Origin of the sequence: Bradyrhizobium genosp. P (assembly GCF_049949265.1) — a bacterium.
GTDB lineage: Bacteria > Pseudomonadota > Alphaproteobacteria > Rhizobiales > Xanthobacteraceae > Bradyrhizobium.
Genome location: NZ_CP188195.1, coordinates 8,913,948 through 8,939,527 on the forward strand (window position 1 = coordinate 8,913,948; position 25,580 = coordinate 8,939,527).

Genomic DNA, 25,580 nt, shown 5'->3' on the forward strand with positions numbered 1-25,580 from the left:
GTGTCCCGAGTTAACCTGTCCAGCCCAAAGCCGCAGAGATGCAATTCATCGACATCAGAAGCGCTTTCACCGACCGTGGAGGCGGATTCTGACCATACGATCGGACCTCACCCAACAACTCGACTTGAAGTCGGTGGACGCCGTCCAGTTGCGGGCGCAAACGACCGATCCGGCTCCTGAAAGCGGGAAACCGGTGCGACAAGTCAACCTCACCCGTAATTTCGCGGATCATCCTTACCGTGAGGGCGTGCTCGCATTCGATTTTTGCGAACACCTGTTCGCGAACCGTTTGGTCCTCGACTAATCCGGCATAGAGCGCCCCTATTCCGAGATCGGTCTGGTAAAGCGTCTTTTCGACCTCGTCGATGATGAGCCGGAAAAAGCGAAAGCGTTCGAACATTTGGTGAAGCAGTGACCGGCCTTGCCCACCGCGCACGCTTACAAAGGAGTTAAGCGCGGATCCAATTCCGTACCACCCTGTAATGAGATGGCGATTCTGACTCCAAGCGAAGACCCACGGAATCGCTCGCAGGTCAGCGAGCTGCTTGGCGCCGAAACGACGTTGGGGACGTGATCCAATATTTAGCAAGGCTAATTCTTCAACCGGACTCGCCTGACTGAAGTAGGCTACAAAACCCGCCGTAGCAATGAGGCCGGAATAGGCGGCAAGCGACATGCCCGCGAGTGCCTCCATAGCTTCGTCGAATTCAGGGACGTGCTTTTGCGGACCTTCCGTGGACGACTTTAGCGTATGGGCTAGTACGCTGGCAGAGAGGGTCTCAAGGTTGTGCAGCGCAGTACCGCGGTTGGCGAATTTCGCCGACACAACCTCGCCCTGTTCGGTAACACGCATGCTACCGCCAACTGTTCCAGCTGGCTGAGCTGCGACCGCGCGAGCGGTGGGAGCCCCGCCACGGCTGACCGAGCCACCGCGGCCATGAAAGAACGCAATACGGATGCTGTGCTTCTCGCCGATCTTGCGGATTTCCTTTTGCGCCTTAGCAAGCTCCCAATTCGACGCCAGAAATCCTCCATCCTTGTTGGAATCGGAATAACCGAGCATGATTTCTTGGCAGTTATCGAATTGGCGCAGCGAGCGTCGAACGAGCGAATTTGAAAACAACTGGTCGAGGATTTCGGGTGCAGCGCGTAGATCGGCGATGGTCTCGAAGAGAGGTACAATTCTCGCCCCAATCGTCCCGCTTCCGTCGTTAGCAGTGGAAAGGCCGGCAAATTGGGCTAGTAGATAGACCGCGAGCAAATCGTCTACGGATTGCGTCATGCTCAGGATGAGACTACCGACGGCGTAGGGATCACGCTTTCGCGCGATGCCAACCAGCGCGAGGAGCTCAAGCAAATCCTTACCTTCATCGGAAAGGCCGATGTATCTATCGCCAAGACATTCAGGCGATCGGAGCGCCGCGCGGATGCGCTCGGACCAAGCGGCACTGGGCCCAGAGGGCACAACTCCGGCATCGTCAGCGAGAGCCAAGCACTCCCGTAGCAATCGATTGGTGACAGTTGAATTTTGGCGAATGTCCAAGGACGCAGTGTGAAAGCCGAAGGTCGCCACACGTTGGAGCAGCGGATGCAGGAGGCGCCTCGCGACGGTCTTGCTGCCCAACGATTCGAGCGCAGCCGACAGGACTGCAAGATCCTTGTAAAAACTGGCCGCATTTGCATACCCTACTGCGTGCCCTTGATCGGAATTACGTGTCGCGACGATCCGGGCCAGCAATGCGGCAACATACTGCCGGAACGGCTCGTCGTGGTTACGTTGCGCGATCACGTCCGCATCGCCGGACAAACGAAGCAACTCAGCCAATGCGTCCGAGAAGCTTTGAGGCACGACGATAACGTTTGTGCTGGCGCTGAGCGCGATGAGCAAACGGCCGAGAGGCTCTTCATAAGAACTGAGCGCCGCTTTGCGATATTCATCCAGCGCTGCGCGGGTCACAGCGGCGGTCACGTAAGGGTGGCCATCTCGGTCCCCACCGATCCACGACGAATAACGCAGGAAACAACCCACATCCATCTCGCATTGTGGATAGTGGCGCTCAAGTGCATGCTCGAGCGCGTCGTAAAGCTGGGGTGTAACCTCGAAAAGTACTTCACTGAAGAAATGAAGGCCCCAGGCGACCTCACGATCGACGGTCGGTCGCTCCAGGCGGAGCTCACCTGTCATCCAGAGTATCTCTATTTCGCTACGCAGTTCGTCGATCAAGCGCATGCGCTCGCGGGGAGTCCAACGCTCCTGTTCGAGATCATTGAGCTTGCGGTAGATGCGGCGATGCGATTCGAGGACGGTGACTCTCTTGGTCTCGGTTGGATGGGCAGTGATTGTTGGCCCAACTCTCAGCGCAGCGACGACGGATCGAATTTCTTCCGCGGAATAACCGTCGCGAGCAAGTTCACCTATAACGCAAGAAAACGAACCAACAACGGCGTCGGCGGTACGGGATCGCTCAAGGGCCCGCCTGGAGCGCATGTCGATGATTTCGCTGGCGATCGCTGATATTTGAAACCAGATACCGAGTGCCTGGAGCCCAGCGATGCGCGTTTCCACGGCAAGGGCATCCACAGAGTGGCTACCGTCGATGACTGCCAGTAGGCCCGAAGCGCGCGTCCACGCAACAGACTTGACAAGCGCTAGTAGAAGGCCGCGCACATCCCCGTCAGACGACAAGTTGAGCTCGGCAACATCAATCACCGAACCGGCTTCCCGTACGTCGGGCCGTTCGGCAACTGTCCGAATACTGACCATAGTCGCCATTCTCCCGTCTGTGCTTCGGTCTCAGTTGCGGCGCGATCTGAACGTCGCGCCCGTTCAGACTGCATGGGTTTTTCGCGACCGCAATCGCCTAAGCAGGTAGGAAAAAAGCTACCACTGGGTAGGAGCTCTCTTTCCGATCGGAGACGTTAACACCTTGGCGATCGTTCCACAGACGGAGCGAAACAGCGGCAATATCTGCAGCGCATCGCCGGAACGTTAGTGACTTTCCGGGCGTCGCAGCCGGCCTACAGGGATCAGCGCGCTCTGGTCAAACCATGTCCAACTGGTTAGGATAGCAACGCTTAAATCAGCATCGGAGACGATCAGATGTTGTATCCATTGGCCAACCTCAAGTCCAACCATCTCAAGGCAATTCAAGATCTAGAGAGGGAAATTGGCAGCCCGCTAATTGCAATGTTAGGGGTAAGCGTTGAAAGCGCTACTTTGGCCGACGATAAGCTGAGCCAGTTACAGACTCTCGAGGAGAAGTTGGGAGTGGTTCTGGTGGCAGTGAAGCCCAACTGATTTGGGCGTCAACGCATCCCTCGAGGTAAGGCATCTCACTTTAGAGTGTCCGGCCCGATGTTATCGGGCTGCTGGTTGTGTTGTTTCTAAAGCCCGACCAGTTCGCATGTTCCGCCGTCCTTTCGCTGGCGGCGATGTGGATGTTATCTGCTGATGAATCCAGAAGCTCGCTCAGCGAGCGCGGGTTCTATGGCAATTTCCTCAAGCGCTGGGTTCAGGGTCTTGGGCAACCACTCGTCGGTTTCCTGACAGCCAGAAGCAGTGCCAAAGACCTTTGCCCGCACGTCAACCGATTGCAACGATACGCGAGGCGGCAGATAGACGTCACGAGCCCTCATTTCAACTCAAACGCAGTCGAGCTTGCGCACGCGTTGTCGGAAGCGACGTTTTAAAGCTGCCGAAAAGCGGTCTTTTCCGACCGGTTGAGGAACGAGTCGACGATCTTCATGTCGTCCATGTCGTGGGGCCCGCCAAATCAATAGGACGGTTCGCGGGCCGTGAGGTAAGTCACGACGGAACGTCGGTCGAGCAGCGCCACCCTCTCGTCCAGTGATCGCAACTGCTCGACGAGTAGCCGCAGGATTGGTCTGGCCAACTCAGTTCTTTCATATTGGAGGCCGTTGCCCGCTGAAGCGTACCTAAGCTGGCGGAATGATCGGGCTTCTGTGTTTGTTCTGGCCGTCTTGGCTTCGCCATTCAAGTCGAAGATGAGGCTTGAGGTCGCTGGCGCCGCTCGCTTTCTTCAGGTCCAAGACCTGGTCGCCGATCGCCACGCCGATTCGCGCGATCGGGTCGGCTTTGGTGCTGAATACGCCGAGCGGCAGGTTCTGGATCGGAAAATCATTATCCGGACGGTTGGCGTCTTCGATAAAACTGCGCCGCGCCGGATCGTGGGTCTCGTCGAGATTGTGAGTCATGACGCCTCTCTGGTCCCGCTCAAAAGCTGGCCGCGCACAGGCTCGTGCGCGGCCCTACATGCTCACTTTTTTCAGGAAGGTAGCGACGTGGACGTCACCTCGACGCCTTCCGTGATTGCGGCGGTGAAAGAACCGGTCGTCGGGACGAGCGCCATGCCCAAAAATCCTCCGAGGATTGAACGTCGAAGCCATAGAAGGTGCGGTGTCATGGATCTTTTCAGTGCTCGAAACACGGGCCATTGGACGTTCGTTTCCCGGCTCAAAGCATCAGATGTCGGGACGCGCCGCACAAGGTCATTTACTGCCAAAGTGGAGGTCATTTCATGCCGTTACCTCCATCATGCCATCATCACGCGATGGCGGACTGCTTGACATCGCGCGTCGCATATTAGCCAAAGGTCTCGAGCCGTATCGAAGGCGCTTGTGTCCTTCGGACAGCCAATTGGGCCAGCCGGATCACGCCGGCCTGCAAGGTCATGATGCCCAGTCGGGCTTCCGGGAATACAAAGCGGCCTGACTGTACCGCTACGATCAGGTCGCAACTGAGCGCCAGTTCGAACCCCCCGACAAACTGAGCGGACACCGAGATACGGTTCATTCCGCAACCACGACGAATTCAAGCGCCTTCGACCCAATCGCAGAACGGAGAAAATTGGTACGACGGGTTGATGAGAGACAGTCGAAGGAGCGTTGAGTCCTTCAAGACGACCGAGCTGCCGTACATCATCGCGCCGCTTCAAGTGTTGAAGTATCCAACAAGCTGGCTTCTCCGAGAACCGGCCCTGGCTCAAGCTCCCAACGATCACCGAGATGACAGTCATGTTCGCTCTTCCAGCGCTGGGACTTCACCATGCCAGGCGCGATCGAACGCCTAATCGATTTCCACGGCGCCGCCTTTGAATGAATTTCAACGAGCAATCGAACTCGAACTAACCGAATCTTGCTTAGTGAAGGCGACCCAACTCGATCGGCATCGAGAGAGCTAAGGAGTGCTCTTCATCCGTACCCCTTGGCCGGATGTCTCGCTTGGGAAGATGAACTCGACGCCCTCACGCTCGAACGCTTGCCGTATAGCCCTCAGAGCATCTCGGCGTCGTTTGTCCTTGGACGAGAAATCGGACTCACCCTCCAGTTTGGAAATCGTTCGCTGCTTGAGGCCGGCCCGTTCAGCGACCTCGGCCTGGTCGAGTCCCAACAGACCTCTCGCTGCGCGCATGAGTGCCGGCGTCAGATCCTCTCTGTCCGATGTCATTCGCCCGAATCCCCTGCTTAGCCCGAATTAAGGTTAACAGGCAGATTGAGCTATGGCAGCACGAAAATCATTGCAATCAAGAAAGTTTGTGCTACTATAGTATGAACGTAATACGGAGTTAGCGATGCGTTATGCAACCTACATTGGAAGCGAGGCCTGGCGGCGCAATCCTGCGCGCCTGAAAGCGCTGTCCGACGCCGACGGGCGGTGCCGCCTTTGCGATTCGAACACGGCGCTCGAGGTTCATCATTCGACCTACAAGCGAATGGGCCATGAACACGAGAGCGACTTGATCGCGCTGTGTCGCGATTGTCATGTCGAAGTGACGAGCTTTCTGCGCGCGCGGCGATATGCCGTCTTCGAACCCAAATGGTCCGATGTTCTGTCGTTGCGCGATGGCCGAGTCCTTCCAAGCGACCCAACCGCCGAGGCCTACTGATGCAGCGCGAAACCATTCGTCTTCGCGTCACCGGCACCAAGCGGCTGCTCATGCACAGCGGTCGTTTGGCCGATCCGCTCGATCCGATCACACAGGACCTGGCGCGACTCACGTCGAAGCGACCGAAGACGGTCGCCGACCATAAGCAGATCAGTAAGGTGGAGTGGTACGGCAGCCTCTGGCTGCACAACGGCGTACCTTGCATACCGGCCGAGGCACTCATGGCAGCTTTCGTCGGCGGTGCGAAAGTGCTCAAGCGAGGCCCGCAAGCCGCGGCGGGCCTCGCCGTCGAGCACAGTGCGCCGCTTGTCTACGACGGCCCCGCCGACATCGACAAGCTGTGGGAATCCCGTGAGTTCTTTCTGCGCTGTGGCGTGAAGGTGGGTATCAACGCGAAGACCATGCGGACGCGACCGTGCTTCAAGGATTGGTACGCTGAATTCACCGCAAGCTACCTCCCATCCGTCATCGACCGCGAGCATCTGATTCAGGCGCTCGCCCAGGCGGGAGTGCGTCGCGGGCTCGGCGACTGGCGGCCGCAAAACGGGACGTTCGAGGTGAGGGAAATCGATTAGCGAGCTCGTGGCGGGGCGTGGTCCGGCGAGGCACGGCATGGCCCGGTATGGCGAGGTGAGGTAGGGGTGAAGCGGCGGGATTGCCGACGCTTCCAGACTGTGAGGGCGGCGGCCTAGCCGACGTCTCCACACCATCCAAACAATCGGCGGTCTTTCGGATCGCGCGGAGGCATCCGCGCGCACGGCGAAGCATTGCCCAACGAACGAGAGACACATGACGACGAAGACGATGAACATTGTCCGGCGTGTCAGCGATGATCGACGGATCCGAAAGGAATCGACGCCGCTGCCGCCACTCTCCTGGTGGCGCAATATGCGTGCCGATCGTTTCAACGCCACGGTCGCAAAGCTCTTGCGCGAAGCCGTTGCTGTGGTCGCAATCATCGAGGAGCCGACGTGGAATGCCGCAGTCGCAGGCGACGCGGGAGCCGCCGTCGGGTTGGCGCTTCGTCTGAACCCAGTTAGCTCTAGCCCGGCAATCTACGACCTGGTCATGACCGCGCTTCTCGCCTGCGCCGCCGAGGACGATACGACAGCTTGCCTGGTGATGGCTCACATGTTGCGACGCCGTCCGAGCTCGGGCCGGGCAGAGGCCCGGATCGCCACCAGTTGGCTCGTGCGCAATTTCACGAAGACGACGTCGCTCGAAGCCAAAGCCGGTCGCTCGACATGATCGTACAAGTCATGTCCGACCTCCACCTCGGTCCTGGATCGGAAGATCTCCCGCCGCTCGTGGACGGCGCGAAGCTGGTCGTGGTCGCCGGCGACACCTGCGAAGGCCTGGTCAACGCCATCGAATCGCTTCGGACCGCATATCCAGACGTGGGCATCGCGATGGTGGCGGGAAATCACGAATTCTATGGTCGCGTATACAAGGAGGAGCTGGAGTCCGGCCGCAAACGAGCCCATGAGCTCGAAGTAAGCCTGCTGGAGAACGACACGGCCTTCTTCGGACGCCTCCGGATTATAGGTGCTTCGTTCTGGACGGACTACCTCCTATTCGGGCCTCATCTGCGGCTGGCTGCGATGCGCGCCGCCTATGACCAGATGCGCGACCACAAGCGGATCCGCTGGAATCGCAACCCCTGGCAGCGGTTCCGCCCGCACGAAGCGCTGTCTCTGCATGTTCGTTCACGCAACTTCTTCGAAACCGAATTGTCTCGACAGCACGATGGTCCGACCATGTTGCTGGCCCATCACGGAATGATTCGAGAGGCGCTCGACCCGGCGAACGAGCGGTCCCTCCTCGCGGCCGCATACGCGTCCGAGGTGCCGTTCGCAACGCAGGCAGATCTCGTAGTCACGGGGCATACGCACCGGCCGATGGATTTTCATCGCGGCCGCACGCGCTTCATTTCGAATCCCCGCGGTTATCGCGGCGAAGGCGTGCGCTTTGACCCCTGCTTCGTCGTCGAGGTCCCAAATGTCGATTGATGTTCCGATGGGCAGCGCTGGCGTTGCCTTGAAGGCGAGCCATCCGAAACAACACGCTGGTTCCAATCCGAGTGAAAAAGGGCGAGACATGACTTCCGTTTCTAAATTTCCTGCGACCATGCCCGAGCACCCGGCGACCGGCGGCCAGATCATCGATGGCCCTCGCCGGCACATCGCCACCGCCGATGAAGTGTCCTCTGTCGCCATGGGTCCCTTGGAGCTCAAGACCTACCGGGAATGCTGGCTCGCATCGTCGCGCTTCCGACGGCGCGACGCCGAGGTCGCGGCTGAGCGAGATCGTGAGCGCGCGATAAACCAAGCAGAAAAAGCGGCCCGCATCGCGATCGAGAAAGCGATGCGAACGGGCAAGGCGCCGACGCGCTCTAAGCAAAAGAGCGGGCATTCGGCATCTCGACATCCCGTCACGGATTTCGACGATGAAGATCCCAAAGCTCGCTCGCGGCGCACATCCGGCGACGACATCCATCCTCCAAACGCAGGTGCGGTTGCCGCAAGCCTCATGCTGGCGCGCTCGTTCGATCGACGGCCCGCTCTGCTGGAATCGCTGCGAAACGGCGCTCCCGTGGTTCTCATCGACGTCGCAGACGTCCAGATGCTCGATCACGTCGCAATGATCTGGCGAAGCGTCCTCTTTGAAAGTACGGCGTCCTTCATGGACCTCGCCCAAGATCCCGTTGCACGTCGTAAGGATCTGGATGCCGTATATCTGGTCGCTGAAGCACACCTCCTAAGGGCAAGTCATCGATCGAGAAGACAGCGCTCTCGATGCTGGCGTTCGCGCTTCCGGTGATCGCCATTTCTCCGCTGGCTCGGACTCATCTTCCGCAGGCGGTGAACGCCGCCGCGACGGATCGCATCGATTTTCCGGCGCTCGACGCTGCGACAGTCCTGCGCACAATCCGGATCGTCACCGGAAAGACCTGCCGCGAAGCGATTGCAAGCGAGACGGTTGCGCGAACGACCCTTGCCGACCTTGAGATCGCGGTGCGCTTCGACCGCACGCCGCTCGAATGCGTATCGGAGCTGCGCCGGCTGGGAGCGGCGAAAGAATCAAGCAAAAAGTCGCGGGATCTCACGCTTTCGCAGCTCCACGGCCTCGGCGAAGCACGCGCCTGGGCGGAAGCGACAATCTCGGATATCGACGCCTGGAAACGTGGCGAGATCCCCTGGAGCGCCGTTGCGGCCGGAGTTGCGCTCAATGGCCCGGCAGGCTGCGGAAAGACGACCTTCGCCTCCGTTTTCGCGGCTTCCGCTGGCCTCAACTTCATTAGCGCTACATTGGCCAAGTGGCAGTCAAGCGGCGAGGCTCATCTCGGTCACCTTTTGCGCGCGATGCGTCAGGACTTCGAAGCCGCGCGCGCACAAGCTCCATCCTGCCTCTTCATCGACGAGATCGACAGTTTTCCGGAGCGGGCCGGAGTCACCCATTCGCATCGCGACTACGTCATCGAAGTCGTAAATGCGCTCCTTGCGGAAATCGACGGAATCGCAGGCCGAGAGGGCGTCGTGATCATGGGCGCAAGCAACGACATACGACGTTGCGATCCGGCCCTTCTGCGTGCAGGTCGCCTGGAGCGCGTCGTACAGATCGGCCTCCCGGACATCCCCGAACTGGAAAAGATGTTTCGCGTGCGGCTGGGCGCAGATCTAGTCGGCGAGAATATTATGGACGTCGCTGAGCTCGCGGCCGGTATGACCGGCGCAGACGTCGAGCGAGCGGTCAAAGACGCGCGGCGCGCGGCGCGCCAGGACGGCGGCCGTACCCTTACGTTCGGCGATCTACGGAACGCACTGGTCGAAGAGGACGACCGACCGGAGGAGCTACGCTGGCGTTTGTGTGTCCACGAGGCGGCGCATATCCCCACACGCCCAAGGTAGTTCACCATCGCGACGGTAAGACCGGCGACCTTGGCAGCCTGACTCACAGTGAACAAATCAAGAACATGTGATGGCATTAAATAGTCTAGCTCTCTACTAATCAAAACGCAACCTGGAGTTCCAGCACCCATGGCGTCATTGCGCAGAGCCGGCTCGAACTGCTCCATCGCGCGATCCATGTTGGCCGCGGGATCGGCGGATCGCGGGACTGTCACTGACAGAATCCGGCGAAAGGTCTTCCCGGCCGGCAACCGGCGGCCAATCTCGAAGCGGCGAACGAAGCCAAATTCCCGATCAACGAGCACGGACTGGAGGCGCCGCCGTACGCGAGTGCCACCACGAGCGCACGACAAAGGGTCACTCCGCGCGTGACGACTTCCCCGCCTGGCGTGAACGACATGGTCGAGGTCTTGCCGGTCATCGCACCGTCTCCATCTGCGTCAGACCGGATACCGCGGCAGTTTCTCGATCTCGCGGAGCGCGACCAGGGGCCACGTCTCCCCGTAGCGATCGGCAACCTTCACACCGGAGTGGCCCTGGATGATATTGCGAACGTCCTCGGGCATCGCCAGGAAGCGAGCGAGCGAGGAGAAGCGGTGGCGCCAACCGTGGTTCGGAGCGACGCGCTCGTCGAGACCCAGCGAGCGGACCCACTCGGCCAAGCGTTCGCCCACCTTCTTGTAGTGCGGATTCGAATCCTTACCGCCTCGGCTGCGGCGTGGGTCGTAGAACAGCGCCCGCGCGCCACGGGACTTCACGTAGTCAAGCAATCCCTGCTCGATCAGATGGGTGTGGAGCGGCACCTCGCGGAACTTACGCGTCTTGTTGTTCTCCGCGCGGACGCGGATCATCCAGATGCCGTCGCGCCGGACGAAGTCCCGCCCGGTCAGCGGCGTGATCTCGTTGACGCGCGCCCCGGTGTAGGCGCAGATCCAGGGCACCCACCGGCGGGCCGCTGCCATCTCGACGCTGATTTTGTCGGAGGGCTTGCGCAGCGTCGCCGACAGAATGGTCTCGGCCTCCTTGCCGTCGAAGCCCTTGTCGCGCTCCTGCAACGCTTCGCGCACGCGCACCTTGACCCCGGCGGCCGGGTTTTCGGCGAGACGCCCCTGGTCGACCGCGAACTGCAGCGTCGCCTTGATCGCCGCCACGTAGACGTCGCGGACCGTGATGTTCGAAATGCTGCCGTCGAGGAGCGCGTCCTTCCAGGTAACGATGTCGGTGCGGGCTATCGCCGCCGCGTCGTCGTGGCCCAGGTGGGCGATCAGGCGGTCGACGACCGGCGACCAGCGCTTGACCGTCGAGGGCGCGAGTTGGGCTTCTTTCGCATAGGATTCGAAGATCGGCCGCAGCGGCGTCGGCGCTTGCATCGGAATCCTGGGCGGGCCGCCGGCCGCGTTCGGGTGACGGTCCGACGGGCGACGATCTCGCCGCCGCGCAAGTCGGCTCCGCCGCGGCGGCGCACGCCGGTCCGACCGCGGCCTCGTATTCGAAACGCTCGCGGACCTGTCCGTGAGCGTCCACTATCGCGGCGTCGATCCCCGACCACGCGCGCTCGAGCCGCGCCGCCTCTTCGAGATTGCGTATCCGTGCGATGACGGGGTCGCGGGTTCGAAGCGAGAACTTGATCTCGCTCTTGCCAACGGACGGCTTCAGCCGTTCAGGAACGCGCTTCCTGAACAGGTAGATTCCGCTTTCCGGATGCCGCTTCGGAGTGCCGAGCGCTTGGACCATCTGTGTACCGACTTTGTGTACCGACGGTCGTCCGAAAAACCCTTATGTTTCAAAAGGTCCGCTATTTTAGGGCTGTTTTCGAGGCGGTGGCGGAGAGGGGGGGATTCGAACCCCCATTGTGCTCGTGGCGAGATCGCTTCTTACACCAACTATACCAACGGCACTACGGGCCGACCGCTGACCAAGGACGTGCGGTAATGGAAGCGATGCGAGTTGGATCGCCGCCAGCCGCCAGCCTAAACAATTCGCGCGTTGGATCTCTTCAGCGATGAAGCCGAGGAAATGCAAACCTGCTGAATTGGACGCGCAGACGATTGGTCATGGCGTCAAGTCATCATCCGAAAATCCCCAGACTAAGCTGGAATTTTAGTCTGGGCTACCGTAGACGCATCCCGAAATTGCTTGGCCGGCCAGAGTGTTAGATGGCGCGCCCGGAACGATTCGAACGTCCGACCCTCAGATTCGTAGTCTGGTCAGGATCGTTGAAATTGCTCAGGTCTGTTACCGTAAGGCGCGGGCCAAACGTGCAAAACCGCACGAATTAAGTTCAACGGACGCTGCGAAGTTACCGGGGACCGGTAGCCATTGCCGGCCAGTGGCGGAGAGAGTGGGATTCCCTTCCCCCATCGCATTTTTCTCCGGAAACCCCGTAAAATGAGGCCTTCGCGAAAAGTCCGGTTGCGTTTTGTGACCACCGCTGTGTACCACCGCCGGAGGGTCCGAAGGACTCGTTTTCCGACCGATCTCGACCCGAACCGAGCGCTTTCCGGCCTTTTCGCGCGTCTCCAAGGCAATCCGGTCAGGTTCGTTCGACCGATCTCATTCCGCCAAGTCCGGGCGACCTGCCCGCCGGTCGCTGGGTCCGGCCGAATGAGGCCGGTGACGTGGAAGCAGCCGGAGCGGCGTGGTATTCGAGCCGTGGCGCAGCCGGAGCGGGCTTCAGCCAGAAGGCCCTCGATGACATGGCGCCGAGGCGAGGCATTGGACAAACGACCGGTGGAACGGTCTCCGGCGGTGATTGACACTCTTCGGTAGGGGGGCCGACCATAATGCGCGTTGTCCGGCGTCATATCCTTGATTAAGAGGTCTCGCGGACGAACTGCGGCTGAACCGCCGTTCTCTCCGGGGGCGCGCCCTTACTGCTTGCCACCACCGGTGTCTCCTCCGACAAGCCCACAGAGACCTCGGTGCGTCCGCCGTCGGTGAGACCAATCTTGACTGCAAGCCGTGTGATCCGATTCTCAATGATGGTGTACACGAAACTGCCGTCGCCATCCGAACCTACGGCGGAGGCGGGTACGGTAAGCGCATCGGGACGCCGGTTCATTTCCAGCGAGACCTCTGCATACGTGCCCGGATAAAGCCGCTCTTTCGGGTTCGACAGATCGATCTCGGTCCGCATATTGCGGGTCTCGGGATCGAGACGCAGGGAGAAGCGGGTTACCTTGCCGATGAACGGCTGACCCTCGAAGCCGGCCGGCTTGACGACGGCCGGATCGCCGACGTGAAGGTGAGGCACGTCGTTCTCCGGAACGTCGCAGAACACCCGGATCGTGTCGATCCGCTGCACCTTGAAAAGTGACCCTGCGGACGGGGTCGTGCGCGAGGCCGTGGGGGCCTGGACCAGATCACCCCGGTTCACCAGGCGCTGCGCCACCACGCCGTCGAAAGGCGCCACGATCCGCGTATAGCCGAGCAGCGTCTTGACCTTCTCCACCGTCGCGGCCGCGACGTCGACCTGGTTGGCCGCCAGGGCGCGGTTCGCTTCCGCAACGCCGAGATCCGCCTTGGCGATGTCCGCGTTGGCGTGCACCTGATCGAGTGTCCGGTCGCTGATGAAATTCCGTCCCTCGCCGAGCTGGTCCCGGTCTTTCGCCAACGCGTTCATAAGCGCCAGGTTCGCCTTGTTGTGGTCTATTTGGCGGCGCGCGCCCTCCAGCGAACTTTTCCTGGACTCGAGCTGGGCCTCTGCCTCGGCAAGCTGCTGCTGCATTTCGGGGACGTCGATCACCGCGAGCACTTGACCCGCCTTCACGTGATCGCCGATGTCGACACGAACATCGGACAGGTATCCGGAGACGTTGGCGAAGATATCCGCTTCTTCGAAGGCTTCGAGGCTGGCGTTGATTTCGAGACGCTGGGCCACCGTGACGCGGCGCGGACGCACCACCTCGACCCGCGGAGGGTTATCCGCCTTCGTGGAATTCACGGGCGCCGGCGATGCCGCCAGGTGCCGCTCGGCAACGATGCTCCCCGCACCGACGGCGACCACGACCACCAAGGCCTTTATGCCCGTTCGACCCGTGAAGTTCATTGTGTTCCGCCTTTCAATCCGTTCTGGCTGTTCGGCTATTCGGCCGCCCGAGCATGGTATTGGGCGCCTCCGTCGCCACGATCAGTCGCGAGCCGCTGCTCCGCCTCGAAATAGCGGCTGTGCGGGTCGTCAGGATCGAGCGACGCGGAAATCCGGGCATGCCGCGACTGCAGCGTGGCCACGATCGCCGGCAGGATGATCAGCGTGGCGCACGTTGCGCCGAGCAGACCGCCGATCACCGCGCGCCCGAGCGGCGCGGTTTGCTCTCCGCCCTCGCCGAGGCCCAGCGCCATCGGCACCATGCCGGCCAGCATCGCGAAACTGGTCATCAGGATCGGACGCAGACGGCTGCGTGCGCCCTCGATGGCTGCCTCCCAGGGTTCGCGGCCCTCGACCCGGCTGCGCTCGGCGAAAGTCACGAGCAGGATGGCGTTTGCCACGGCCACACCGATCGCCATGATCGCGCCCATGAAGGATTGAATGTTGAGCGTGGTCCGGGTGAGCCAAAGCATGAGTACGACCCCGGCAATGACGGCGGGAATCGTCAACCCGACCGCCAGGGAAAGCCGGAACGACTGGAAATTGGCGGTCAGCAATAGAAGAATGACACCCACCGCCATCAGGAGCCCGAGACCGAGGCCCCTGAACATCTCCTCCATCGGCTGGACTTGCCCGCGCACCGTCACGTTGACGCGATCGGGCGGTTTTCCCACATCGCTGATCGCCTGCCGCACCTGGGCTGCCGCGTGTCCCACATCCTCGCCGGAGATGTTCGCGCTGAGCGTCAGCATGCGCTGCATGTTGTAGCGGTCATATTCGCCGAGCGCCGTGCCGTCGGCAACGCCGGCCACATTGCGGAGGTCGATCTGTTGACCCGACCGGCGAGCGATGGGGAGGTTCTTTAGATCCTCGAGGGAATTCATCTGGTGCTCGGGAATCTCGACCTGCACCTGATAACCAATGCCGCTCTTGGGGTCGGGCCAATAATTCGCGGAGGTGTAGCGGCTGGATGACGTGCCAGCGACGACCGATTTCGCCACATCATCAGCCGTCACCCCCAGAACACCCGCTCGCTCGCGGTCCACTGCGACCTTTACGGTCGGGTAATCGAGTTCCTGCTCGAATCCCAGGTCTCGCAGCGTCGGCACCTGTGCCAATTTCGCTTTGAGCTTGTCGGCGTACCGGCGGCTATCGGCGAGGTTCGGCCCGCTCACGGCCACTTCGATCGGTGTCGGCGCGCCGAAGCTCATGACCCGGCTGACGATGTCACTTGGCTCGAACGAGAAGCGCACATCCGGCAGTTCCTGGGGCAATTTCTGACGCAGCCGCTCCTTCAAATCCTCGATGCGGATTGCGGCGCTTCGCTTGAGCTGTACCTGCAGCACCGCTTCCTCGGAGCCGGAACTCCAGAGATAAATGGTGTTGATGGGGTAATTGGGCGGCTGCGTGCCGACAAAACCAAGGCTGATTTCCACGTTATTCGGACCCACCTCGCGCTTGATCACGTCGAGTGTCTGTAGCGCGATGTGCTCGGTGCGCTCGATGCGCGTTCCCGCCGGAGCCCGCAGATGCAATTGGAGCTGGCCGGTATCCACGACTGGAAAAATCTCGGTCCCGAGAGTGCTGCCGACCAGGACAATGATTGCGCCGCTGATGACGAGATAGGAAAGTACGACGATGCGCCGCCGTTTCATGACGGAGCGTGCGAACCGTTCGTACCTGGCACGCAGCCGGTCGAAAAACGTCTCTTGGGGCGTGTGGTGCGCGCTCGGATTGCGCAGCATCCAGACCGACAGTACCGGAACGAAGGTACTGGAAAGCAGATACGATCCCACCATCGAAAACCCGACCGCCAAGGCCAGCGGTACGAACAGGTTGCGCGCGGCGCCGGTCATAACGAAGGCGGGAATGAACACCGCCAGAATGCAGAGCATGGCGACGAACCGGGGCACCGTCGTCTCGGCCGTGGCCTCGCTCGCGGCACGGGCAAGGGTGCGGCCATCAGCAAGATGGGTGCGGATGTTCTCGATGGTGACTGTCGCCTCGTCGACCAGGATGCCGACAGCCAGGGCCAGCCCGCCCAAGGTCATGATGTTGATGGTCTGACCTGATACCCAGAGCGCCGTCACCGACGCGAGGATCGCGAGGGGAATGTTCAAGACCACGACCAGCGAACTGCGCCAATCTCGCAGAAACAGCAGCACCATGAGGCCTGTGAGCACCGCGCCGAGAGCGCCTTCGACGAACAGGCCCTCGATGGCGCCCGTCACATAGGGGGACTGGTCGAACTGGTAACTGACCTGGACATCATCAGGCAATACGGATTGGAAGCGTGGCAGGTTGGCTTTGACGGCTTGGACGACCGCGAGTGTCGAGGCGTCCGCTCGTTTGGTGACGGGGATGTAGACCGTGCGGCGTCCATTCACCAGCGCGTACCCGGTCTGGATGTCGGCGCCGTCTTCGACCGATCCGACGTCGCGGATGAAGATGGTCTTGGTTCCCTGCGAGCGGATGGGAATGTTGTTTAGTCCCTTGAAATCCCCGACGACGGAGTTGACGGGCACCATCGGCAAGAGGTCGCCGATGCGGACGTTACCCGATGGGCTGACTGTGTTGCCGGCAGCCAACGCCTGCACCACCTCGTCCGGCGACATGTTGTAGGAACGCAGCTTGCCGGGATCTACGCGGACGAGGATGGTGCGCTGGCTCGAGCCGAAGGGCGGCGGCGCCGACACGCCTGGCAAGGTCGCGAACAACGGGCGCACCTTGAAGAGCGCCGCGTCCTGAAGCTCGGCGACTGTCTTCGTCTTGCTGGAGAAGACGAGGTCGCCGACCGGCACGCCGCCAGCATCGAACCGGACCACGAACGGCGGGACGGTCCCGGCCGGCATGAAGGCGCGCGCGCGGTCCACGTAGCTCACGGTCTCGGCCAGCGCCTGGGCCATGTCGGTGCCGGGATGGAATTGCAGCTTGATCAGCGCAACGCCTTGGATCGATTTGCTTTCGACATGCTCGATGCCGGTAATGTAGAGGAAATGGTATTCGTAATAGTTGGTGATGAACCCTTCCATCTGCGCCGGATCAAGGCCACCATAAGGCTGCGCGACGTAGATGGTTGGCACCCCGAGATCCGGGAAGATGTCCCGAGACATGCGATCGACCGCCAGAAAACCGATCAATGCAACGGCTACGACCATCGTCAAAAGCGAGATCGGGCGCCGCAATGCGAGCGACACCAAGCTCATCGAGATACCTCGGCGGCCTCTGCCGCGCCCGGACGACCGAGTGCGCCTCGACGGCACCAACGGAAACTAGGGGGACATTTCGTAGAAATTCGACTCATATTTCAGTCCACAGCTCAACCCTCGAGCTCCAATGACCTCGAGTGACGAGCAGAACTTGAACGGCGAGCCGTCTTGGAATGCCGGGGGTCTGCAGGCCCCGACAACCGACGACATAGTTCAGCGAGACCCCTCGCGGAAGGTGTCGAGGACTTGGCGCACCGTTTTGTGATACGCTCGATACGGCCTGGTGTATTATCTGACGGCCAATCGCGTGCGGACTGCATCAGGGATGAGTTGCGGCGCCGACGCTGAAACTGTTCGTGATCGCCGCCCGGCATAGCGTGCGGCGCTGCCGGTTGACATAACGGCCAACCAGGGTTTTTATTCGCGACACGGGGAAAGCGATCTCCCCGCGAGGCGACATGCCCAAGAATCGCGTCCTGGTTCACCAAGGGCGCAGCATGTCATCATACACCTCGATTTCATCCGACAAACTTTCCCGTCTCATCGGCACGGCGAACGCGCCGGTGCTCGTCGATGTCCGCATCGACGAAGATTTCGCCGCGGATCCCCGTCTGATTCCGGGCGCCTTGCGGCGTTCGCATCGCGATGTCCAGGACTGGGCCTCCGGCTTCTCCGGGCAGTCCCTCGTCGTCATCTGCCACAAGGGACAGAAGCTGAGCGAAGGCACGGCCGCCAGGCTGCGTCATGGCAATATCGCGGCGGAAGTCCTTGAGGGCGGTCACGTCGGCTGGAGGCAGGCGGAACTTCCCACCGTCCCAGCCGACAAGATTCCCAAGCGCGATGGACGCGGCCGCACCGTCTGGGTGACGCGATCACGGCCGAAGATCGACCGCATCGCGTGTCCGTGGCTGATCCGCCGTTTCGTCGATCCCGCCGCCGCCTTCCTGTTCGTGACGCCCTCGGAAGTCGAGGCCGTGGCCGAGCGTTTCGAGGCGACGCCGTTCGATATCGAGAACGTGTTCTGGAGCCATCGCGGCGAACTCTGCGCCTTCGACGTGACGATCAAGGAGTTCGGCCTCTCGGCGCCGGCGCTTGAGCGGCTTGCGACGATGGTGCGGGCCGCCGACACGGGACGGCCCGAGCTCAGTCCGGAGGCCCCCGGATTGCTCGCGGCCTCGCTCGGCCTCTCGCGCATGTTCGACGACGACCTCGAACAGTTGAATGCCGGCCTTCTCCTTTGCGACGCGTTCTACCGGTGGTGCCGCGACGCGACCAAGGAGACGCACAACTGGCCGACCAACAAGGTGAAGCCATGACCGACGTTGCCGCAACCGATAAGGTCGGCGCGCAGGAGCCGACCCACGGCATCTCCTTCAACGAGGCGCTTCTCGTCTGGATCCGGGTGGCCATTCTAAGCTTGGGCGGCCCCGCCGGCCAGATCGCGGTGATGCACCGCATCCTGGTCGAGGAGAAGAACTGGATCTCCGAGGGGCGTTTCCTGCACGCCCTCAACTACTGCATGCTGCTGCCGGGGCCCGAGGCCCAGCAACTTGCGACCTACATCGGCTGGCTGCTGCACCGGACCCGCGGCGGCATCGTGGCGGGAGGACTGTTCATCCTGCCCGGCATCTTCGCCATCATGGGGCTCAGCTACATCTACGCGGCCTATGGCAACGTAGGTTTCGTCGAAGCCTTGTTCTACGGCCTGAAAGCGGCGGTCCTCGCCATCGTGATCCAGGCGGTGGTTCGGGTCGGCAAACGTGCGTTGCGCAATCCGATCATGATCGGCATAGCGGCGGTCGCCTTCGTGGCGATCTTCTTCTTCGGGGCGCCGTTCCCGCTGATCATCGTCGCCGCCGGCGTCATCGGCTTCGCGGGTGCTCGGCTGGGCAGGCCGGAATTCGCGGCGATCGAGCACGTCGGAAAGAGCTCGGCGGCGATCGACACCATGCTGGGCGACGCGGTGCCGGACCACGTCCGGCCGAACACCTCACGCACCCTTCGGGTCGGTGCCACCTGGCTTGCGCTCTGGCTTGTCCCCGTCTTCGTGCTTCTCGTTGCCTTGGGGCCGAATGACGTGTTCAGCCAGATCGCGATCTTCTTCAGCAAGATGGCGATGGTTCGGCGGGGCCTACGCCGTGCTGGCTTACGTCGCCCAGCAGGCCGCCGAATACTATCACTGGGTCAATCCGCGGGAGATGCTCGACGGTCTCGGCATGGCGGAGACCACGCCCGGGCCCCTCATCATGGTGGTCCAGTTCGTGGGCTTCATGGCCGCGTTCCGCGAGGCGACCGGGTTGTCGCCGATGCTGGCCGGCACGCTCGGCGGGTTGTTGGCGACGTGGGTGACCTTCACGCCCTGCTTCCTCTGGATCTTTGCCGGGGCACCCTACATCGAGGCGCTGCGGGGCAACAAGGCACTCGCCGGCGCGCTGTCGGCCATCACCGCGGCCGTCGTGGGCGTGATCCTCAATCTATCGATCTGGTTCGCGCTGCACACGCTTTTCCGGCAGACCTCTCCGCTTCACGGGTTCGGTCTGTCATTTGACGCGCCTGTGCTGAGCAGCATCGACTTGCCGGCGGTCGCTCTCTCTATCACCGCGGCTACGGCGATCTTCGGCTTTAACTTAGGGATGCTCGTCGTCCTCGCCGCTTCATGCGTCACCGGCATCGTGATGCGTCTGGCGGGCGTCATCTGAGGGAGCGCTGCCACCGAACGGACTTCACATCGGGCAGGGACATCACCAGGAGAACGAACATGCGAACACGGACAATCTTTTACGCAGCTCTCTTGCTGGCGATTGGCGGCGGGCTGTCCCCCGCACATGCCCTGACTCAGGAGGAACTCGTCGCCAAGATTCAGGCGGCCGGCTACTCGCAAGTCAGCGACATCAAGTCGACCGCCGAGGGCACGACCGTCAAGGCGATGAAGAACGGAAAGGAAGTGCGGCTCGTTGTCGACAGCAGCGGCCAGATCAAAGAGCGGAAGCCGACGGAGTGACCAACATGATGAGATCAACAGCGATCACGTTAGCAGCCGTTCTGCTACCAGGCTTCGCAATGTCTAAAGGCGCCGCCGTCCACCCGCCCGCGACCGAGACGTTGCGTGGCGTTGTCGACAGCGTCGATCAGGGAAACGACACGATCAAGATTCGGCTGTCTCCGGACAAGACGGAGGAGTTCAAAGTGCAGGATTGCTTGATCTTCAATTCGGTTCGCTTTGGTGACCCGGTCGAGCTCTCGGTGCAAAACATCTCCGGCTTCAGGACCATCATCGGGCTCTCGAAACAATAGCGAAGCGCGCTTTTATAGCTTCGGACGCGCCGCAATCCCGAAATCAAGTTCAAGGAGCAGAACAATGCGACATACAATCCCGGCGTTGCTCGGCATCGGCGCCTGTTTGTTCGCCTTCGACGCAAACGCTCAGCAGATCGATTGGCAGGTGTTCGCCGAGCCATTCGTCTCGACCGCCCGCGCCCAGGATGTCGATTGGCAGAAGGTCGATGAAACCCTGGGCAGGAAGCCGGCCATCACCGGCGACGTGCATCGCTACGGCTTTCCGCGGACCGATCTCACAGTGACCCTCGACGGCGTGACCATCAAGCCCGCGCTGGCACTCGGCGGCTGGGTCGTGTTCAAGCCGATGCATGGCGGCGCGATGGTCATGGGCGATCTGGTACTGCTGGAGACCGAGGTCAATCCGGTGATGACCAAGATGATCGCCGACGGACTCCAGATCACCGCCGTTCACAACCATCTGCTGCGCGCCAGCCCCGAGACCTTCTACATGCACATCGCCGGCCACGGCGATCCCGTGAAGCTCGCCACCGCGATTCGCGAAGGGTTGGCCGCGAGCAAAACGCCGGGGGCGCTACCGGCGCCCGCCAATCCGCCGCCCGCTGTCGATCTGGATACGGCGCAACTCGACCAGATCATCGGCGTCAAAGGCCAGGTCAACGGCGGCGTGTACCAGTTCAACGTGCCGCGCCGCGATCCCGTTACCGAAGACGGCATGCAGTTGAGTCCGGTCGGGCCGATGGGCGTCGCCATCGGCATCAACTTCCAGCCGACCGGTGGCGGCAAGGCTGCCATCACCGGCGACTTCGTCCTCACCGGCGACGAGGTCAACCCTGTGATCATGGCATTCCGGACGCACGGCGTCGAGGTTACCGCGCTCCACAGCCACATGCTGGACGAACAGCCGCGCCTCTTCTTCATGCACTTCTGGGCGAACGACGACGCGATCAAGCTGGCCAGGGGACTGCGCGCGGCGCTCGACAAGACGGCGAGCACGAAGATCTGAGATTCAATAAGGGCGCTGGGGCGCGACATACAAGCAGGAGAATCCAATGACCATGAATACCGAACGCCGAAACTTCATCAGGGGCGTGGGTGCCGCGGCCGCATCGACCGCCATGCTTGCGGCGACGCCAGCGCTTGCGCAAGCCAATCAACAGACAGGAGCCAAGCCGATGGCATATCAGCCCAAACCGATGCCGTTCGATCCCAAATCCATCGCCGGCATCTCGGAGAAGGTGCTCGTCAGCCACTACGACAACAACTATGTCGGTGCCGTGAAACGGCTCAACGCGATCGGAACGCAGCTCGCCGAGCTCGACTTCGTCAAGGCGCCCAACTTCGTCGTCAACGGCCTGAAGCGCGAGGAGTTGATCGCCGCGAACTCGATGATCCTGCATGAAATCTATTTCGATGGGCTTGGCGGCGGCGGCGACGCGAGGGGGCCGCTGATCGAGGCCATCGTGCGCGATTTCGGCACCATGGAGCGGTGGCGCGCAGAATTCTCCGCCATGGGCAAGGCAGAAGGCGGCGGCTCGGGTTGGGTAATCCTTGCCTACTCGCCGCGCGACAAGCGGCTCGTCAACCAGTGGGCCGCCGATCACACGACGACGCTCGCCGGCGGCCGCCCGGTGCTGGTGCTCGACATGTACGAGCACGCCTATCACATGGACTATGGCGCGGCGGCCGCGCGCTATGTCGACATCTACATGGAAGCGATCAGATGGGACAACGCCGCTAAACTGTACGACCAGTACAGCCGCGAAGCCTAGGGTGATGCGCCAGGGCGGCTTGCGACGTAGCTATTCCGGCGATTTCCATCAGTTCAGGGTGGCATGCAATTGCATGACGCATTCCATCGATGGCGCCGGGATGGGAGGTCAAAAACTCAAGTAGTGATCGGACTTCTCCAATGACTGCTTTGGGGAGGTGCGAACGCTGCCCACGCGGGCGCGGGGAAGGAAAAAGCGCAGTCCTGCGCGCCTGATAACTCGAGGAGATTGCGCATGATCGGAAGTGATCCGTTGGACCTCTCACATAAGTTCGGGGCCGCTCGGCGCGTTCATGACTTGCTTCGCCGCCAAAATTGGTCCGCCCCGCAAAGGCTTGCACGCATTATTTTGGCAAGCGCCATGTTGATCACCGTGATCAGCTCGCAGGCTTTGGCTGAACGAACCCTGAGGGGAGTCGTCGTCAAGGTGGACGGGATAATCGGAATCATTTCGGTTCGCGAAATGCACGCCGACGCAAGCGGGGTGACCTCCTACAGCGCGCCCGAAGAGTTCAAGGTGCAAGATGGGCTGCTGTTCGATGCAGTGCGGCCCGGAGATGAGGTCATGTTTGCCGCCTCCGAGATGAATGGAGCCATGACGATCACGAAGCTCAGCGAGCAGTGATGGCTTGGCTACGTTTGGCCGCCGAGGCGCCGCCTAACCGTTCGCGCCATCGCCGCCGGGGCCTCGTCGGGGATCGCGAAGCATGAACTCGCGTTGATTTCGCAGAGGACGTAGGTGTCGGCGCCGGACGCATCCCGCGGACCGTAGAGCAAGTCGGCGTCCCAGATGACGGGGAGAGATCCCTCGTCGATGCGAAGCGTTTCCATCAACTGCGGGGTCCACTCCTCCTCCATCGACCTTCTCAGCGACTTGAACGCAGGGGCGTCCGGTCCATGCATGTTCCTTGCACCTGGCTGCGCCTCCGGAGACTCCGCGCCTTCGGGTCGAGGCGGGATCAGGGCCTTGATCAGTTGTTGCCCGAAGCCTGCCACCCTGGATCCGCTCATGTAGCAGCGGATCATTCCTTCAGGCAGGCGGGGTTGAAACGCCTGGTCGATGATGCAGCCGCCCCATCCGAAATAGGTCTCGCATCGGGCGATGAAGGCCTCGAGCGGCATCTCCTCGGGTCGGCTGCCCCGTTGCGCATGAAGCACCCGCACCATCGAGACCATATTCGGCAAGGCTTCCACCTTCCAGACGCCCTGGCCTGCGTTCCCGCGGTTTTGTTTGAGGACCCTCGGGCCGGCCGCACGGAGACGCGACGGGAATTCGGAGCGCAGCGCGACCATGCTGTCGTATCGATGCGTATCGGCGCCCCAGCCCAGGTGGCGCGTCCGGTGGAGCACTTCCTTGACGCCCATCTTCAGAATGACGTCTGGATGCGCGCTCACCCACGGGCCTTGCGCCGCGACCTCGCGCAGCAGGGAATCCAGCGCCTCACGTGTCTTGCCCTGATGAATCGGATCTACCCAGACGAGTACGCCGTCCGCCGCCAGCAGTTCGTCGCGGACCGCGTCGGCGAAGGCTTCGTCGTAGACGACGGGACGTGCCTCGATGCCGACGGCCTCGAGCGCCTCGAAGACCCGGATGAAACGGCTGTTCTGCGGGGTCGCGTCCCGGCGCGCCGCTGCGTCGCCGCGCGACAGGATGGCGATCGTGGAATGAGAAAATGTCGGTCGCGTGGGGTCCATGCGCAAGCTCCCTCGATATGTCGGGCGATGCGCAGAGCTTGGACTGACGTCTCGCGGGGAGTCTGCTTTTTTCCCCGTGCGTGGAACGCTAGTCCGATCCGAGATCGGACGCAAGATACCGCCGATATGTCGCTGAAAGGCCCTCCAAGTCGGCGCACAAAGAACCCGGCCTCTGATAGACTGTAAGCATGTCTGAGCATGAACATTCGCGCGCGCACCTTTGGCCCGGCGTTCCGTTGGCATTGACGTCGGCCCTGCTGTTCGGCGCGTCGGCACCGTTCGCCAAGCTGTTGCTTGGCTCGCTCGGCAGGACTTTTGTATCTCGGCGCGGGCGTCGGTCTCGCTCTCGTCCATGCCGGACGTGCGGCGCTCGGAATCGCGGCCCCCGAAGCTCCGCTGCGAAGGACGGATGCGCCGTGGCTGGCGGCCGTGATCCTGTTCGGAGGTGTCGCCGGACCGCTCTTGCTGATGCTCGGTCTCGCGCGCACCTCGGCATCTTCAGGATCGCTGCTGCTCAACCTCGAGGGACTGGCTACGATGAGTATCGCCTGGGTCGCGTTCCGCGAGAACGTCGATCGGCGGCTGCTGGCCGGTGCTTTGTCGATTCTCGCCGGAGCCGTCGTTTTGTCCTGGCAGGGACAGGGTGTCCGGAGCGATAGCGGCAGCGTTCTGATCGCGGCAGCCTGCATCGCATGGGGTATCGACAACAACCTTACCCGGAAGCTGTCGTCCGCCGACCCCGTCCAGATCGCGCTTATCAAGGGGCTCGCCTCCGGGGGCGTGAACTTGACGCTGGCTCTGCCGCGTGGCGCAAGGCTGCCGTCCATCGAGGTGGGGGGCGCCTCTGCCATCGTTGGATTTCTTGGCGTCGGCGTGAGCCTGGTGCTGTTCATCCTTGCGCTGCGTCACCTCGGAAGCGCGCGAACGGGGACGTATTTCTCGCTGGCTCCCTTCATCGGCGCGATCGTGGCCTTGCCGCTGCTGAACGAGCCGGTCACCTTGCAACTCGTCGCGGCGGGGCTGCTGATGGCCTTCGGTCTGTGGCTGCATCTTGCGGAGCGGCACGACCACGAACATGCGCATGAGGCCATGGAGCACGAACATAGCCACGTGCATGACGGGCATCATCGTCATGGTCACGAGGGCGCCGAGACCGAACCGCATTCACATGGCATCGCCACGAGCCGATGCGCCATAAACACGTCCACTATCCCGATCTCCACCATCGACACGGTCATTCGTAATCTGCGGTTTTTCAGGCAAACACTCAGGGCAGGTTTTGCCACATCGATGCCGGACCACGCTGCTCGATGCGCTCCGCGAGCACATCGGTCTCACGGGAAGCAAGAAAGGTTGCGATCCCGGGCAATGCGGCGCCTGCACCGTCATGGTCGGGGACCGCCGCGTGCTGTCGTGCCTGACGCTGGCGCTTGCCGCGCAGGATCAGCCGATCGTCACCATCGAAGGCCTTTCCAAGGGCGGCGATCTGCACCCGATGCAGCAGGCGTTCATCGATCAGGACGCCTTCCAGTGCGGCTACTGCACGCCGGGGCAGATCGTCTCGGCGGTCGCCTGCGTCAAGGAAGGCCGCGCTGCCACCGACGACGATATCCGCGAATACATGAGCGGCAACATCTGCCGATGCGCCGCCTACCCGAACATCGTCGCCGCGGTCAAACAGGTCGGAGTTGGAAACGCGGCGCTGCG

21 protein-coding genes, 1 tRNA gene and 5 pseudogenes are annotated in these 25,580 nt (G+C 61.8%); 16 read left to right on the forward strand and 11 right to left on the reverse strand.

Annotated elements, in window-relative coordinates; translation table 11 throughout:
• Nucleotides 1–10 precede the first annotated feature (10 nt).
• A complete protein-coding gene (locus tag ACP2YO_RS42775; protein WP_426437185.1) occupies nt 11–2,764 on the reverse strand; it encodes a phosphoenolpyruvate carboxylase in 2,754 nt (917 codons plus the stop codon).
• A gap of 336 nt (nt 2,765–3,100) precedes the next feature.
• Here ACP2YO_RS42775 and ACP2YO_RS42780 point away from each other — a divergent pair, with 336 nt between their 5' ends.
• A complete protein-coding gene (locus ACP2YO_RS42780) occupies nt 3,101–3,298 on the forward strand; it encodes a hypothetical protein (RefSeq protein WP_426437186.1) in 198 nt (65 codons plus the stop codon).
• 743 nt (nt 3,299–4,041) lie between these two features.
• On the opposite strand, the pseudogene ACP2YO_RS42785 reads toward ACP2YO_RS42780, so the two are convergent.
• The 3 genes and pseudogenes from ACP2YO_RS42785 to ACP2YO_RS42795 form a co-directional block, all read right to left on the reverse strand.
• A pseudogene (locus ACP2YO_RS42785) lies at nt 4,042–4,215 on the reverse strand (fumarylacetoacetase); the annotation flags it as partial.
• Between the two features lie 388 nt (nt 4,216–4,603).
• Entirely contained in the window at nt 4,604–4,813 is a 210-nt protein-coding gene (locus tag ACP2YO_RS42790) for an enoyl-CoA hydratase-related protein (protein ID WP_426437187.1), read from the reverse strand.
• Nucleotides 4,814–5,197: 384 nt separating this feature from the next.
• Nucleotides 5,198–5,467, reverse strand: a complete 270-nt coding sequence (locus ACP2YO_RS42795; protein ID WP_426437188.1) for a helix-turn-helix domain-containing protein — start codon at nt 5,465–5,467, stop codon at nt 5,198–5,200.
• Between the two features lie 124 nt (nt 5,468–5,591).
• Between ACP2YO_RS42795 and ACP2YO_RS42800 the strand changes: the two genes are divergently transcribed.
• The 6 genes from ACP2YO_RS42800 to ACP2YO_RS42825 all read left to right on the forward strand — a co-directional run bounded on the left by ACP2YO_RS42800 (nt 5,592) and on the right by ACP2YO_RS42825 (nt 9,814).
• Nucleotides 5,592–5,906 (forward strand): HNH endonuclease, encoded by a 315-nt coding sequence (locus ACP2YO_RS42800; protein WP_426437189.1) that lies wholly within the window; start codon nt 5,592–5,594, stop codon nt 5,904–5,906.
• On the forward strand, nt 5,906–6,481 hold the full coding sequence (locus ACP2YO_RS42805) for a hypothetical protein (RefSeq protein ID WP_426437190.1): 576 nt from the start codon (nt 5,906–5,908) through the stop codon (nt 6,479–6,481). The genes ACP2YO_RS42800 and ACP2YO_RS42805 overlap by 1 nt, the downstream gene beginning before the upstream one ends.
• 214 nt (nt 6,482–6,695) lie before the next feature.
• Complete coding sequence (locus ACP2YO_RS42810; protein WP_426437191.1) at nt 6,696–7,154, forward strand: hypothetical protein; 459 nt, start codon at nt 6,696–6,698, stop codon at nt 7,152–7,154.
• A complete protein-coding gene (locus ACP2YO_RS42815; protein ID WP_426437192.1) occupies nt 7,091–7,915 on the forward strand; it encodes a metallophosphoesterase in 825 nt (274 codons plus the stop codon). The genes ACP2YO_RS42810 and ACP2YO_RS42815 overlap by 64 nt, the downstream gene beginning before the upstream one ends.
• Nucleotides 7,905–8,726 carry a hypothetical protein gene (locus ACP2YO_RS42820; protein WP_426437193.1) on the forward strand — a complete coding sequence of 274 codons (822 nt, stop codon included), beginning with the start codon at nt 7,905–7,907 and terminating at the stop codon, nt 8,724–8,726. Before ACP2YO_RS42815 ends, ACP2YO_RS42820 begins: the two co-directional genes overlap by 11 nt.
• Nucleotides 8,702–9,814, forward strand: coding sequence for an AAA family ATPase (locus ACP2YO_RS42825; RefSeq protein WP_426437194.1), 1,113 nt, complete (start codon nt 8,702–8,704; stop codon nt 9,812–9,814). Before ACP2YO_RS42820 ends, ACP2YO_RS42825 begins: the two co-directional genes overlap by 25 nt.
• A 211-nt stretch (nt 9,815–10,025) precedes the next feature.
• Here the strand turns inward: ACP2YO_RS42825 and ACP2YO_RS42830 are convergent, their stop codons facing one another.
• The 6 genes and pseudogenes from ACP2YO_RS42830 to ACP2YO_RS42855 form a co-directional block, all read right to left on the reverse strand.
• A complete protein-coding gene (locus ACP2YO_RS42830) occupies nt 10,026–10,235 on the reverse strand; it encodes a hypothetical protein (RefSeq protein WP_426437195.1) in 210 nt (69 codons plus the stop codon).
• Nucleotides 10,236–10,254: 19 nt separating this feature from the next.
• Entirely contained in the window at nt 10,255–11,184 is a 930-nt protein-coding gene (locus tag ACP2YO_RS42835) for a hypothetical protein (RefSeq protein ID WP_426437196.1), read from the reverse strand.
• Between the two features lie 232 nt (nt 11,185–11,416).
• Nucleotides 11,417–11,548: pseudogene (locus tag ACP2YO_RS42840) on the reverse strand (DUF6538 domain-containing protein); the annotation flags it as partial.
• 423 nt (nt 11,549–11,971) lie between these two features.
• Nucleotides 11,972–12,063: transfer RNA gene (locus ACP2YO_RS42845), tRNA-Ser, on the reverse strand.
• 563 nt (nt 12,064–12,626) lie between these two features.
• The gene (locus ACP2YO_RS42850) at nt 12,627–13,862 is read right to left on the reverse strand and encodes an efflux RND transporter periplasmic adaptor subunit (RefSeq protein ID WP_426437197.1); all 1,236 of its coding nucleotides are present in this window, start codon (nt 13,860–13,862) and stop codon (nt 12,627–12,629) included.
• 35 nt (nt 13,863–13,897) lie between these two features.
• Nucleotides 13,898–17,107: an efflux RND transporter permease subunit gene (locus ACP2YO_RS42855; RefSeq protein ID WP_426437198.1), complete on the reverse strand. Its 3,210-nt coding sequence runs from the start codon at nt 17,105–17,107 to the stop codon at nt 13,898–13,900.
• A 500-nt stretch (nt 17,108–17,607) separates the two neighbouring features.
• Here ACP2YO_RS42855 and ACP2YO_RS42860 point away from each other — a divergent pair, with 500 nt between their 5' ends.
• The 7 genes and pseudogenes from ACP2YO_RS42860 (at nt 17,608) to ACP2YO_RS42890 (ending at nt 22,803) form a co-directional block, all read left to right on the forward strand.
• Nucleotides 17,608–18,426, forward strand: a complete 819-nt coding sequence (locus ACP2YO_RS42860; RefSeq protein ID WP_426443460.1) for a chromate resistance protein ChrB domain-containing protein — start codon at nt 17,608–17,610, stop codon at nt 18,424–18,426.
• Nucleotides 18,423–19,809: pseudogene (gene chrA / locus ACP2YO_RS42865) on the forward strand (chromate efflux transporter). Before ACP2YO_RS42860 ends, chrA begins: the two are co-directional and overlap by 4 nt.
• Nucleotides 19,810–19,868: 59 nt before the next feature.
• Nucleotides 19,869–20,111 (forward strand): PepSY domain-containing protein, encoded by a 243-nt coding sequence (locus tag ACP2YO_RS42870; RefSeq protein WP_426437199.1) that lies wholly within the window; start codon nt 19,869–19,871, stop codon nt 20,109–20,111.
• A gap of 5 nt (nt 20,112–20,116) precedes the next feature.
• Nucleotides 20,117–20,404, forward strand: coding sequence for a hypothetical protein (locus ACP2YO_RS42875; protein WP_426437200.1), 288 nt, complete (start codon nt 20,117–20,119; stop codon nt 20,402–20,404).
• Between the two features lie 64 nt (nt 20,405–20,468).
• Entirely contained in the window at nt 20,469–21,413 is a 945-nt protein-coding gene (locus ACP2YO_RS42880; protein ID WP_426437201.1) for a DUF1259 domain-containing protein, read from the forward strand.
• 169 nt (nt 21,414–21,582) lie between these two features.
• Complete coding sequence (locus tag ACP2YO_RS42885; protein WP_426443461.1) at nt 21,583–22,179, forward strand: superoxide dismutase; 597 nt, start codon at nt 21,583–21,585, stop codon at nt 22,177–22,179.
• 234 nt (nt 22,180–22,413) lie between these two features.
• Nucleotides 22,414–22,803 (forward strand): copper-binding protein, encoded by a 390-nt coding sequence (locus ACP2YO_RS42890; protein ID WP_426437202.1) that lies wholly within the window; start codon nt 22,414–22,416, stop codon nt 22,801–22,803.
• Between the two features lie 8 nt (nt 22,804–22,811).
• Here the strand turns inward: ACP2YO_RS42890 and ACP2YO_RS42895 are convergent, their stop codons facing one another.
• Entirely contained in the window at nt 22,812–23,873 is a 1,062-nt protein-coding gene (locus ACP2YO_RS42895) for a Cj0069 family protein (RefSeq protein WP_426437203.1), read from the reverse strand.
• 188 nt (nt 23,874–24,061) lie between these two features.
• Between ACP2YO_RS42895 and ACP2YO_RS42900 the strand changes: the two are divergent.
• A pseudogene (locus tag ACP2YO_RS42900) lies at nt 24,062–25,117 on the forward strand (DMT family transporter).
• Nucleotides 25,117–25,554 (forward strand): annotated as a pseudogene (locus tag ACP2YO_RS42905) ((2Fe-2S)-binding protein); the annotation flags it as partial. The pseudogenes ACP2YO_RS42900 and ACP2YO_RS42905, both read left to right, overlap by 1 nt.
• Between the last annotated feature and the right edge of the window lie 26 nt (nt 25,555–25,580).